Raw genomic sequence first — 12,194 nt, 5'->3', positions numbered from 1 at the left:
TTTGGCTGTAATTTGGTCTAACTGTCTATATTTGAATGGCAACTTAATGCTTGCAATGTGTTGAAATGAGCCGGTGGGTATATGCTGCCGGCTCGTTTTGGTTTTAGAAAATTTTGTTTGGGTGTTTGATGAAGAAGCATCTGTATTGCCTGCTTGGAGATGAGCTACTTGCCGAAACTTATTGTGATGACGCTTTAAGCCGGCATGATAGGCAGAGAATAGCCCAATCACCACGATTGTCGGAACGAATAGATTGGAAAGTCAGTCGCGCCCTAAAACAAAAAGCAAAGCATCCAATCGTTTCGCTCAGTCATAGTTACGGCATTGCTGCGGTGTTGTGTACGCCGAATAATCTGTCCGCCGGTGTGGACGTTGAGAAAATCCGTCCCCGAGATTTTCAGGCGTTGGCAGAGTGGGTATGCACCGAGAGGGAGCAGGAATACTTGGCATCCGTCGATTGGGATGGGGAAGAATTTTATCGGCTATGGTGCATTAAAGAAGCGCTGTTGAAGGCGGCAAATTTAAATTTTCCTGAGGATATGCGCAAGGTTGGCTATCGATTTGAGATAGATGGAAAAAAGGAAATACAGGTATGCGGATGCTCGGATTGGCATGGGGTGACGGCTCTGTTGTCTAATGGATGCGCTGTTACCTGTGTTTGGCAGGGGAGTAATGTTGAACTGCATCTGCAATGTTATGGCGATATAGGTAAGGATGATTGGGGGAAGATCGAGGTCGTCTGAAAATGGAATATTTTTCAGAAAGCATTGTGTGCTTGTAGCAGAATTGGATTTCAGTTATAATCCGACGCTTTCAACCTTGCCTTTTGCTTTCGCATGGCAAAAGGCTGTATTTAATCATCCATAAGGAGATAACATGCGTCATTATGAGATCGTGTTTATCGTTCATCCTGATCAAAGCGAGCAAGTGCCTGCTATGGTTGAACGTTACAAAACCATGATTGCCGAAGCCGGCGGCAAAATCCACCGCTTGGAAGACTGGGGTCGCCGTCAACTGGCTTACCCGATTAACAAAATCCACAAAGCACACTATGTTTTGATGAACATCGAAACTACTCCTGAAGTAGTTGAAGAGCTGGAAACCGCTTTCCGCTTTAACGATGCCGTACTGCGCCATCTGACCATCAAAACAAAACATGCTGTAACCGAAGCTTCTCCTATGCTGGGCGGCGAAAAAGCAAAAAACTTGCTGAACGGTGCAGCTGAAGAAGTTGCAGCAGCCGAATAAGATTGGATAATCTTACAAAGCTTACCGCCCTGATTTACAAGGTTGAATCCTTGAGATATACGCCGGCAGGAATTCCTGTTTTGGATATTATGTTAAAACATGAATCTTGGCAGGAAGAAAACGGGCAAAAATGCCTGGTCAGTTTTGAAATTCCCGCGCGTATTTTAGGTAAGCAGGCTGAAGAATGGCAGTATCGGCAAGAAATGATGGTTGAAGCAGAAGGCTTTCTCGCACAGCGCAGCAAACGCTTCCCAAGACCGATACTCCGCATACAGAACATTAAAGAATATAAAGGTTAAACGACAATGGCTCGTCAATCATTCAAACGTAGAAAATTCTGCCGCTTTACGGCTGAAAAAATCCAAGAAGTCGATTACAAACAAGTTGATCTGCTGAAAGACTTCATTTCTGAAAACGGCAAAATTATCCCTGCCCGCATCACCGGCACCAAAGCGCATTACCAACGCCAATTGGCTACTGCAGTCAAACGCGCACGCTTCCTGGCTCTGTTGCCTTACACCGATCAACACAAATAATTTTGGAGTTTAAATCATGCAAATTATTCTGTTAGAGAAAATCGGCGGTTTGGGCAACTTGGGTGATATCGTTACCGTGAAAAACGGTTATGCCCGTAACTTCCTGATTCCTGCCGGCAAAGCCAAACGCGCTACTGAAGCCAACATGAAAGAATTCGAAGCACGCCGTGCCGAATTGGAAGCCAAACAAGCCGAAATCTTGGCCGATGCTAAAGCACGTCAAGAAAAACTGGACGGTCAAACCATCACTATCGCTCAAAAAGCCGGTGTGGACGGTCGTCTGTTTGGTTCCGTTACCAATGCCGACATCGCTGCTGCGATTGTTGCTTCAGGTGTTGAAGCTGCAAAATCCAACGTCCGCCTGCCTAACGGCCCTCTGAAAGCCGTAGGCGAGTACGAAGTTGAAGTGGCTCTGCACACTGACGCTGTTGCTGCGATTACTGTTGCTGTTGTTGCGGCTGCCGAGTAATAGACAGTCTTAAAAGGTCGTCTGAAAGGGAATGGAATGTATATTCCTGCCGTCTTTCAGACGACCTTTTTGCATAATTAAGACTGCTTCCTTAGTGACTATAAATCCAGATATGAAAAAACTTCTTCCTTCTCTTGTGATATCAACTGCGTTGCTGCTTGTTGCTTGCAATACAACCAAAACAAACGTTGAGTCCGGTAAAACGGTTGAGCCGATTAATCAAAGCAAAAACCAGCGTCCTGCTTTTGATTCTGCTGCGGAATCGGTTGCCAGCAGCGGCTTTAATGCTAATACCAATGTCCGCCAGTTTATCCGTTACGAGGCGGCGAAAAAGCAGTTTACGGAAGCTGAGTTGCAAAACTTCTTCAATGGCGTGGTTTACAAGGGCAATATCATCAATATCATGTACCGCCCGTCCACTTCTCGCCCTTGGTATGAATTCCGTACAGGCAACTCTGGTGCGTCAAAATTCAACGGCGGCAAACAGTTTTACGCTGCCAACCGTGCCGTTATCGATGATGTGGCACGCAAATATGGCGTACCTGCCGAGCTGATTGTGGCGATTATCGGTATTGAAACCAACTACGGCAAAAATACCGGCAGCTTCCGTGTTGCCGATGCTTTGAGTACCTTGGGTTTTGATTATCCGCGCCGAGCTGAGTTTTTCCAAAACGAGCTGATTGAGCTTTTGCTGATGGCGAAAGAAGAAAAAGAGAACGTTTTTGACTTCAAAGGCAGTTATGCGGGCGCGATGGGTATGCCGCAATTCATGCCTTCGAGCTATCGCAAATGGGCGGTCGATTATGATGGCGACGGACACCGCGACATTTGGAACAATATCGGTGACGTTGCCGCCTCTGTTGCCAATTATATGAAGCAGCACGGCTGGAAAACAGGCGGTAAAATGATTGTTCCCGTCAATCTGACGATTACGCCTGACTTGAAAGCCATCATTGACGAGAAAACGGCTTTGAACCGTACCGTTGCCGATTTCAAAGCGATGGGCGTGGTTCCGCAAAAAGCGGTTGCAGACAATGAGAAAGCTGTTTTGTTCAGCTTGGAAACCAGTCCGAGCGTATTTGAATATTATCTCGGTCTGAATAATTTCTATACAGTTTGGCAGTATAACAACAGCCGGATGTATGTTACCGCCGTGCGTGATATTGCCAATGCAATCAACAACAACGGTTTGTAATATTCAAAAACCACCTTCTCCAAGGTGGTTTTTTATTTGAGAGTTTGAAATCAATTCACTCCAAACTCAAGCAATCAAACGGATTTTCATACCGTAATGCTTTTTGCCATGTCCGGAAACAAACTGTCCGCCGCGCGCGGGCGATAAAAATGCGTTGCCTTCGGCGGTAGGCTCGGCGCAGGTGTATTGTCCGTTGCGGTCGCTCCAAAGCGCATAAACGGGCAGGTTTTGCGTTCGGATGTCGAGTTTCAGTCCGTCAAACGCAACATGTGTGTCCGACGGCGAGGCGACAAATTCCGTATGTGCGATATAGTCGGCATCGTAGGGCGCGCCGTTGAAATCGAATTGGGTGCCGACGGCGGGGAAATAGGGATGGAAACCGGGCGAAGTGCGCACGGGTGCGTCGCCGTAATTGCAGACGGTCAATGTAGCGACCGCTTCGTTTTCGTTCGGCAGGCTGTAATCCAGCAGCCATTCGACGTTTTCGTAGCCTTTTGCCGTACTGATCAATCTCAAGCCGACATCCGATTCGTTTTGATAACGGATTTCCCAAGTGGAGGTTCTGCCGAAGCCGTGTTGCGCCAAATGGTTTTTACTGTCCGGTCCGAACTGCGGCAGGCAGACGTGCATCCCGCCGCGTAATTTTGTGTCAGTACCGACTTGGACGGTGGTTTTTGGAAATAACACTTCCCGACCGTATAAAACCAAATTGTCCACATATGCGCCCAAGGTGTTTATCTGCATGGATGCGGAATGATTGCGTAAGATGATTTCAGACATAGTGATTTGTTCTTCAAGATATTTTAGATTTTGTAATATTATAACGATTATACACGCGCGTTTCCCGATATGCAGACAGAAAATCCTTAATAAAAATCAAAAAAATGCTAAAATACCCATCATCTTCCAAGGTCGTCTGAAAGGCGTTCAACCACTTTTCAGACGACCTTCCGATTTATTTCCAGCAGAGAAAACCTTATGGCTTATCAAGTTCTTGCCCGCAAATGGCGTCCGAAAACCTTTGCCGATTTAGTCGGTCAGGAACACGTCGTCAAAGCCTTGCGCAACGCGCTGGACGAAGGCCGCCTGCACCATGCCTACCTGCTGACCGGTACGCGCGGGGTCGGGAAAACCACCATCGCCCGTATTCTGGCGAAAAGCCTCAACTGCGAAAACGCGCAACACGGCGAGCCTTGCGGCGTGTGCCAAAGCTGTACGCAAATCGACACCGGACGCTACGTTGACCTGCTGGAAATCGACGCCGCCTCCAACACCGGCATCGACAACATCCGCGAAGTATTGGAAAACGCCCAATACGCGCCAACCGCCGGCAAATACAAAGTCTATATCATCGACGAAGTACATATGCTCTCCAAAAGCGCGTTCAACGCCATGCTGAAAACGCTGGAAGAGCCGCCCGAACACGTCAAATTCATTCTCGCGACCACCGATCCGCACAAAGTCCCCATTACCGTTTTGAGCCGCTGCCTGCAATTTGTCTTGCGCAACATGACTTCGCAACAGGTTGCCGACCACCTTGCCCATGTTTTAAACAACGAAAACATCGCCTACGAACCTGCCGCCCTGCAACTCTTGGGCCGTGCCGCCGCAGGCTCGATGCGCGATGCCCTGAGCCTGCTCGACCAAGCCATCGCCATGGGTTCGGGCAGCGTTGCCGAACAAGACGTCCGCCAAATGATAGGTGCGGTGGACAAGCAATATCTGTACGAACTGCTGGCGGGTATCGTCAACCAAGACGGCGAAGCCCTGCTGGCGAAAGCGCAGGAAATGGCGGCACGCGCCATCGGCTTTGACAGCGCGTTGAGCGAACTTGCCATGCTGTTGCAACGCCTCGCCTTGATACAGGCAGTTCCTTCCGCTTTGGCGAACGACGACCCTGAGCGCGAAACCCTGTTGCAACTGAGCCAAGCACTTAGCGGCGAACAAATCCAGCTTTATTATCAATGCGCGATCCACGGCAAACAGGATTTGAGCCTTGCACCTGACGAATACGCCGGCTTCGTCATGACCCTGCTGCGTATGCTTGCATTTGCGCCGTTGGCGGCGGATGCGCACGATGTTGGCGGAAATATCGAAAATACCGAGCTGCATTCTGCCGAAACGGGTGTCCATACCGCAAAAAAGCCCTTGCAACTTCCTAAGGCGGAAGCCGCCAAACCGCCCGTTCAGACGACCCCTGCGCCTGCAACGTCGTCTGAAAACAAGGTTGCCGAACCGGTTCCGACTCAAGAAAACAACGACGTACCGCCTTGGGAAGATGCGCCGAGCGATGTGGAAACTGTATCGAACACGCCTGCGCAAGCGGTGGCGGAGAGCGTTCAGACGACCTCTGAAGCAGCAGCGACAAACCTCCCGTCCGCAAACGAAGCAGAAACGCCGTTTCAGACGACCCCTCAAGCCGAAACGTCATCTGAAAATCAAGTTTCCGATAACGAAGCAGTAAACAGCGAAACCGATGTTTCCTTGAATGATACGTCGTCTGAAAACCCTGAAAACACAGACCCAATTCAGACGACCCCAATCGCTGAAGCCGTAGAAGCAGAAGCGTTTCCGCATGACGATACCGCAGAGTCTTTCTACGATTACGGTTCGCCCGAGCATGACTACCCCGTAGCAGACAGCGCGGAAAAGCCCCCGCCGCCGGATTGGGAACACGCCGTTCCTGCCGATACGGCAGAAGCAGAATCGGAAGCCGAAGAAGACAGCGACGACGAAGACGGCACGCAGTTCGCCCCGTTGCCCGAGTTTTCCACTGAAAACTGGGCGGCAATCGTCCGACACTTCGCCCGCAAGCTCGGTGCCGCGCAAATGCTGGCGCAACACGCCGCATGGACGCACTACGATGCAGGCAGCCATCTGATGATGCTGTCGATGACCGACGAAGCCTGCGCGACCGCGAATAAAGAGCGGCTCGACAAAATCAAAAACACGCTCGCCGAAGCCTACGGCCTGCCGTTGAAATTGCAAACCGAACCGTGGCGCGACGATGCCGGCTGGGAAACCCCGACCGTGCGCCGCCAACGCCTCCAACTTGAAGGCAGACAGCAGGCACAGGATTTGCTCGAAGCCGACGAAACCGCGCGTCAGGTTTTAAAAGTTTTCGAAGCCCAATGGCAGCCCGATTCTTTGGAATTGGCGGAGCAGGCGGAATAACGGCAATCGATAATTTCCGTTTCTCTTCGGATACATAAACATTCAGGTCGTCTGAAAACCATCAAACCGCTTTCAGACGACCCTTCACACCAAACGCTATAAACCCATCACCTTAACGATTCAACCACAGGAGTTTTAAATATGTTCGGAAAAGCCGGATTAGGCGGCCTGATGAAACAGGCGCAGCAAATGCAGGAAAACATGAAAAAAGCACAAGCGAAACTTGCCGAGACCGAAGTAGAAGGCGAAGCAGGCAACGGCTTGGTTAAAGTCGTGATGACCTGTTCCCACGTCGTCCGCAAACTCGAAATCAGCCCCGACCTGATTCAAGAAGTCGCAGACGACAAAGAAATGCTGGAAGATTTGGTGCTTGCCGCCATCAACGCTGCTTCTGAAAAAGCCGAAGAAACCACCAATAAAACCATGGGCGCATTCACCCAAGGTCTGCCCGCAGGCATGGGCGATTTCTTCCGCTAAACCCGCGCCGCAAAGCAAATAAAGGTCGTCTGAAACGCTAAAAAACAGTTTCAGACGACCTTCGGATTATTGGTTGGGCGGATTGAAATAAACAAACCGGCAGGCATATTGAGTGCGTCATTGCATTCAAACCCGCTCAATCAATATTAAAAACCAACCAACACACCAAACAAAATGAAACCGTCCCTCCCCATCCGCTCACTTCTTTTAAGCTGTATGCTCGCCGCAGCAAGCGCAAACAGCCTTGCCGCCGAAACCGTCATCACTTCTCCGGACAAACAGTTCAGCATCAGAAAAGTCTGCAACCATAAAACCCAAGAGTGCTCTTTCTTTGCAGGCAAAAAAACCATCGAAAAAAATCTTCCCGAAGACAGGACAAGCTATGAATGGCTTGGCAATACCTTCGCATTAAGAACCAGCTTCGGGTCATATGATTCCTACACCACCTTCGCCGACCGTACCCACAAGCCCCATACGCTTTCCTCCGTCATCGCCACCGACAGCAAAACGCAATGTGCCGTGACTGCAGATAATAAAGGCGTGTCTTTCTACTCGCTGTTCCATGAAAAACCGGTCAAATTCATTTCCGCAAAAGACAAAAAGTTCGGCTTCATCCAAGATGTCGCCACGCTGGAATCCGTCGTCAAGGCAGAATTCAAAGGCAAAAAAGTCCGCATGACTTATATGAACAAAGCCGATCGCAATGTCTCGGTCGTTTTGGACAATCCGTGTGTGAAATGATGCGCCAAGTTTGATGGAGTATTTCCATGATAATTACTTATCAAGAAGCAAAGAAAATTGCAGTATCTTTTTTAAGTCAAATAGAGCAAGAAATAGGAATGTCATTATTAATAGTTGAATCTCATATACGAGAAAATGATGATGGGTGGTTTTTCCCATATCAGTCAAAAGAATATTTAGAAACAATGGATATAAACAAATCTATTATTGGAAATTGGCCTATATTTGTTTCTAAAAATAGAGAAGTTCCTTCTATTCGTTGATGTTAGCTCATTAGTTAAGTCGTATCTCACCAAACTTGAAACTATATAGAATAGAAATAAATTTATAACAGCTGAAATATATGATCTAACAGGGTATTTTCGAAAACCATAGTCTGCATGAAATTTTCTAGTAGGATATGTGCGATATGGACAAGGTCGTCTGAAAAGATGCTGCCCATTCAAAAATAAAACAGCCCGAAACCTGATTGACAAAAGGTTTCGGGCTGTTTGCGCCTGATTGGCAAGCCGAAGCGGGGCAGGGCGCAAGGTGTTTTTTAGCGTTTGGGCGAGAGCTGATCCACCAAGCCGCCGTCGGCAAAATATTTCTTCATGATTTCAGGCCATGTGCCGAATTTTTCATTCAGATTGAAAGTTTCGATATCCGGAAAATCAGCTTTGTGTGCGGCGAGGACTTCGCTGTCGCGCGGACGCAGATACAGCTTGGCGGCAAGCTCTTGGGCAGGTTTGCTCCAGAGGTAGGACAGATATTCCTGCGCCGCCTGCTGCGTGCCTTTTTTATCCGTCACACTGTCCACGACGGCAACAGGCGTTTCCGACAAAATCGTATAGCTCGGGTAAACAATCTCAAATTGATCCTGAGTCAGTTTTTTGCTGACATGGTTTGCCTCGTTTTCAAAAGTAATCAAAACATCGCCGATATTGCGCTGGCTGAACGTCGTCGTTGCCGCCCTGCCGCCGCTTTCAAAGACCGGCGTATTTTTCAGCAGGGCAGCGACAAATTCCTTGGTTTTGCCTTCATCTCCGCCAAACGCCTTCAAACCGTAGCCGTATGCGCCTAAAAAGGCATAGCGGCCGTTGCCCGTGGTTTTCGGGTTGGCGAGTACGATTTTTACCCCGTCTTTGGTCAAATCGTTCCAATCCTTGATTTGTTTCGGATTGCCTTTGCGGACGAGGAAAACCGTCGTGCTGGTGTAAGGTACGGCTTGGTCGGGCAGGCGTTTTGCCCAGTCGGATTTGACCAAGCCTTTTTGTTCGAGCAGCTCGATGTCGGAAGTCTGATTCATGGTGACCACGTCCGCCGCCAAACCGTTCGCCACAGATAAAGCCTGCTTGCTGGAGCCGCCGTGAGACTGCTGGATTTCAATAGATTCGCCATGATGTTTTGCTTGATATTCTTTAATAAATAACGGGTTATATTCTTTATAAAAATCCCGCGCCACATCATAAGACACATTTAAAAGCGTAATGCCTTTGCCGTTTGCCGCCGGCGCAGCCACCTTGTCGGCAGCCTGTTCGGACTTGGGCGAGCAGGCGGAAAGCGCAATGGCGGCAGCCAGCGACACTATGCGGATATTCATTCGATACTCCTGAAAAATTCGGAAGACAATTTGCCCGATTCATTGCCGATAAGGACGCGAAACACAAAACATAAACGGGCAGCGATTGAAAAACACTTTATATCGAAAGAATAAAAAGCGGAAATAATGTTTGCTTCGGCAGATATCAGTTTTGGTTATAAGGTCGTCTGAAAAGCAAATTTCATGTTCAGACGACCTCTTTGACCAAGCGTAGTCTTGCTTGGCTGATCCGGCGCAAACGTAAAAAAGGTCGTCTGAAAACGGATTCCAGTTCAGCTAGAACCGGACCGCCCGTTTTCAGACGACCTTTTCACCAACGATCACAAAGCCGCGTCGTATCCGCCGTCTTCCAAAGCATCAATCAACACCGACGCATTAGTTTTCGCCGGATCGAATTCAATAACGGCATTTTTGTTTTCCAAACTGACTTCGGCTTTGGCTACGCCGTCGATGCCGGTCAAAATGCGGGTAACACTTTTGACGCAACCGCCGCAAGTCATCCCGTCGATATGAAGCGTGAGGGTTTCCATAGGGTTTCCTTTCTGTGAGCAAATATCGTGAAATCCGACAAACCGCCGCAACACCTGCGCGGCAGCGTTCAACGCAAACGATGTGCCCAAATGTCGAAACCTAAATGCTTGCAGGATTTCATCCTAGATTGTAGAAAATATCCAAGACCGTACTGTAAACCCTCAAGAGGCAAAGTCAAGCGGGTCGTCTGAAAAAAGTCGTTTGCTATTTGAATCGGGAGATGGATTGTATTTGGTTTTATGGGTTTGATTTTATTGGGTTTGTGTTTGGGAGCAAGTATGCGTGATTTGTACGGACGGGTTGTTTTGTTTGAGGTCAGGCTTTGGCTTCCAGCATCGGTTTTAAGGCTTCCCAAGCCTGCGGCAGTTCTGTAAAGCCGTCGGATGCCATCAGGTGTCCGCCTTGGGCGATGTGGGTGACGGGGCTTTTGAGTTTGTCCGCCATGTTCAGGGTCAGTTCGGGCGGGACATGTGTGTCGTCGTCGGAGACGATGCAGTGTTTGGGCATTTGGATTTTGCGCAGGAGGTCGAATTCGGGCGCGGCGCCTTTGATGTAGCCGTCGAGGGTGGGCAGCGGGGGCAGGGGTTCGGCGAATCCCGCAGCCAGTACCAAGCCGCCGATTTTTTCGGGCTGCTGACGGCTGAGGAAGTGCAGAAGGGTGATGCAGCCTAGGCTGTGTCCGACTAAAAAGGTGTTTTCGTCGGGCTTGCCGATGACTTGGTCGAGGGCGAACTGCCACGAGGAAACCGTCGGCCGTTCGGGATTGGGCATCGCCAGCGAGTCGGCTTGGAAGCCTGTGGCGCGGACTTGTGCAGAGAGCCAGTCAAACCAGTTGCCGTGCGGATTGCCTTCAAAACCGTGTACGATAAAGACGCGTCGGGGCATGTCGATTACTCCTTTTCAGACGACCTGTCGGGTGTGTCGGTTTACTTATTATAACACTCATTGTTTGTTTCAGTTTTATCGTTATCCTGCGTGCGGCGGGCAAACGGGAATCGGGACGGGCGGTAAAACCGAAGGCAAAAAGGGGGATGGCGCGGCTTCGGCGTCGGAATCAAGCGCTCGCTTTGGGCTTGGGTGCGGGGCGTTGTTTGGTTAAAGTTCATGTGTGATGCAAATAGTTTTTTTAGATTTGTATCAATAAAAAGGCGTCTGAAATCAGTTTCAGACGACCTTTTTTAAGGAAACATTCAGATGTAAATATTGTGAATGCCGCGGTGGGGTCGGATTGCTCCGCTCAAAAATACCCCGCCTTTTTGCGCTCTTCCATCGCCGCTTCGGACACGAGGTCGTCCATGCGCGTGGCGCTGCGTTCGGAAATGGTGGCCGCTGCGGTTTCGGCGATGATGTCTTCGGGCGTGGCGGCGGTGCTGGCTACGGGGCAGGTGCAGGAAATGTCGCCGACGGTACGGAAGCGCACGTCGCGGATTTGGCTAACTTCGCCTTCGCGTTTCGGCGTCAATGGGGTAACGGGGACGAGCAGTCCGCCGCGCTCGACGACTTCGCGTTTGTGGCTGTAATAAATCGGCGGCAGCGCGAGGTTTTCGCGGGCGATGTATTGCCAGATGTCGAGTTCCGTCCAGTTTGAAATGGGGAACACGCGCATGTTTTCGCCGCTAAAGAGCCGCGTATTGTAGAGCGACCACAGTTCGGGACGCTGGCTTTTCGGGTCCCATTGTCCGAATTCGTCGCGGAACGAAAAAATCCGCTCCTTCGCCCGCGCTTTTTCCTCATCGCGCCGCGCGCCGCCCATCAGCGCGTCAAAGCCTTGTTCTTCAATGGTTTCCACCAATGTAACCGCCTGCGCGGCGTTGCGCGAATCGGTTTCGCGGCGCAGGACAACCGTGCCTTTTTTGATGGAATCTTCGACGCTGCCGACCACCAGTTGCACGCCTGTGCGCGCCACGGTTTCATCGCGGAACTGAATCACTTCGGGGTAATTGTGTCCTGTATCGACGTGCAGCAGCTTGAACGGCAGCTTGAGCGGGCGGCCTTCGAGTTTGAACGCTTTAACCGCCAACGCCAGCAAAACGACGGAATCTTTGCCGCCGGAAAACAGCAGCGCGGGATTTTTCGCTTCGGCGACGACTTCGCGGATGATGTAGATGGATTCGGCTTCGAGCCAGTCTAAGTGGTGGTTTTGAATAGACATATTGTTCTCTTTAGCAAAACTCGGATAGGCGGTACTCTAAAGAGGTCGTCTGAAAAACGGAAAGAATGGTTTGTTTGAAGCAAAGATGA

At 49.8% G+C, this 12,194-nt stretch carries 15 protein-coding genes; 10 read left to right on the top strand and 5 right to left on the bottom strand.

Annotated features, from left to right (window positions below; all coding sequences use genetic code 11):
• Positions 1-128: 128 nt before the first annotated feature.
• From DBZ16_RS04330 to mltB, 6 genes are all read left to right on the top strand, one after another.
• On the top strand, positions 129-743 hold the full coding sequence (locus DBZ16_RS04330; RefSeq protein ID WP_107813049.1) for a 4'-phosphopantetheinyl transferase family protein: 615 nt from the start codon (positions 129-131) through the stop codon (positions 741-743).
• 133 nt (positions 744-876) lie between these two features.
• The gene (gene rpsF / locus DBZ16_RS04325; protein ID WP_003757376.1) at positions 877-1,248 is read left to right on the top strand and encodes a 30S ribosomal protein S6; all 372 of its coding nucleotides are present in this window, start codon (positions 877-879) and stop codon (positions 1,246-1,248) included.
• A gap of 2 nt (positions 1,249-1,250) precedes the next feature.
• Positions 1,251-1,547, top strand: a complete 297-nt coding sequence (gene priB / locus DBZ16_RS04320; protein WP_107813048.1) for a primosomal replication protein N — start codon at positions 1,251-1,253, stop codon at positions 1,545-1,547.
• Between the two features lie 6 nt (positions 1,548-1,553).
• A complete protein-coding gene (gene rpsR, locus DBZ16_RS04315; RefSeq protein WP_003678863.1) occupies positions 1,554-1,784 on the top strand; it encodes a 30S ribosomal protein S18 in 231 nt (76 codons plus the stop codon).
• Between the two features lie 16 nt (positions 1,785-1,800).
• Positions 1,801-2,253: a 50S ribosomal protein L9 gene (gene rplI / locus DBZ16_RS04310; protein WP_003743490.1), complete on the top strand. Its 453-nt coding sequence runs from the start codon at positions 1,801-1,803 to the stop codon at positions 2,251-2,253.
• 112 nt (positions 2,254-2,365) lie between these two features.
• Positions 2,366-3,448 (top strand): lytic murein transglycosylase B, encoded by a 1,083-nt coding sequence (gene mltB / locus DBZ16_RS04300; RefSeq protein WP_107813047.1) that lies wholly within the window; start codon positions 2,366-2,368, stop codon positions 3,446-3,448.
• Positions 3,449-3,514: 66 nt separating this feature from the next.
• On the opposite strand, the gene DBZ16_RS04295 is transcribed toward mltB, so the two are convergent.
• Entirely contained in the window at positions 3,515-4,228 is a 714-nt protein-coding gene (locus tag DBZ16_RS04295; RefSeq protein ID WP_107813046.1) for an aldose epimerase, read from the bottom strand.
• A 198-nt stretch (positions 4,229-4,426) separates the two neighbouring features.
• Between DBZ16_RS04295 and dnaX the strand changes: the two genes are divergently transcribed.
• From dnaX to DBZ16_RS04270, 4 genes are all read left to right on the top strand, one after another.
• Positions 4,427-6,622, top strand: a complete 2,196-nt coding sequence (gene dnaX, locus DBZ16_RS04285) for a DNA polymerase III subunit gamma/tau (protein WP_107813044.1) — start codon at positions 4,427-4,429, stop codon at positions 6,620-6,622.
• 141 nt (positions 6,623-6,763) lie between these two features.
• Positions 6,764-7,099: a YbaB/EbfC family nucleoid-associated protein gene (locus tag DBZ16_RS04280; protein WP_107813043.1), complete on the top strand. Its 336-nt coding sequence runs from the start codon at positions 6,764-6,766 to the stop codon at positions 7,097-7,099.
• 174 nt (positions 7,100-7,273) lie between these two features.
• A complete protein-coding gene (locus DBZ16_RS04275) occupies positions 7,274-7,840 on the top strand; it encodes a hypothetical protein (protein WP_107813042.1) in 567 nt (188 codons plus the stop codon).
• Between the two features lie 26 nt (positions 7,841-7,866).
• A complete protein-coding gene (locus DBZ16_RS04270; protein ID WP_003757392.1) occupies positions 7,867-8,103 on the top strand; it encodes a YrhB domain-containing protein in 237 nt (78 codons plus the stop codon).
• 275 nt (positions 8,104-8,378) lie between these two features.
• On the opposite strand, the gene DBZ16_RS04265 is transcribed toward DBZ16_RS04270, so the two are convergent.
• The 4 genes from DBZ16_RS04265 to cysD all read right to left on the bottom strand — a co-directional run bounded on the left by DBZ16_RS04265 (position 8,379) and on the right by cysD (position 12,105).
• Entirely contained in the window at positions 8,379-9,422 is a 1,044-nt protein-coding gene (locus DBZ16_RS04265) for a sulfate ABC transporter substrate-binding protein (RefSeq protein ID WP_107813041.1), read from the bottom strand.
• Between the two features lie 320 nt (positions 9,423-9,742).
• Complete coding sequence (locus DBZ16_RS04260; protein WP_107813040.1) at positions 9,743-9,952, bottom strand: heavy-metal-associated domain-containing protein; 210 nt, start codon at positions 9,950-9,952, stop codon at positions 9,743-9,745.
• Between the two features lie 316 nt (positions 9,953-10,268).
• Positions 10,269-10,838 (bottom strand): RBBP9/YdeN family alpha/beta hydrolase, encoded by a 570-nt coding sequence (locus tag DBZ16_RS04255; protein WP_107813039.1) that lies wholly within the window; start codon positions 10,836-10,838, stop codon positions 10,269-10,271.
• 352 nt (positions 10,839-11,190) lie between these two features.
• Positions 11,191-12,105, bottom strand: coding sequence for a sulfate adenylyltransferase subunit CysD (gene cysD, locus DBZ16_RS04250; RefSeq protein WP_107813038.1), 915 nt, complete (start codon positions 12,103-12,105; stop codon positions 11,191-11,193).
• Positions 12,106-12,194 lie beyond the last annotated feature (89 nt).

Source organism: Neisseria sicca (assembly GCF_003044565.1).
In the GTDB taxonomy this organism is placed as follows: domain Bacteria; phylum Pseudomonadota; class Gammaproteobacteria; order Burkholderiales; family Neisseriaceae; genus Neisseria; species Neisseria sicca_A.
Note: the sequence above shows the minus strand (reverse complement) of the source record. Positions and strands in the feature narration are given on the sequence as shown.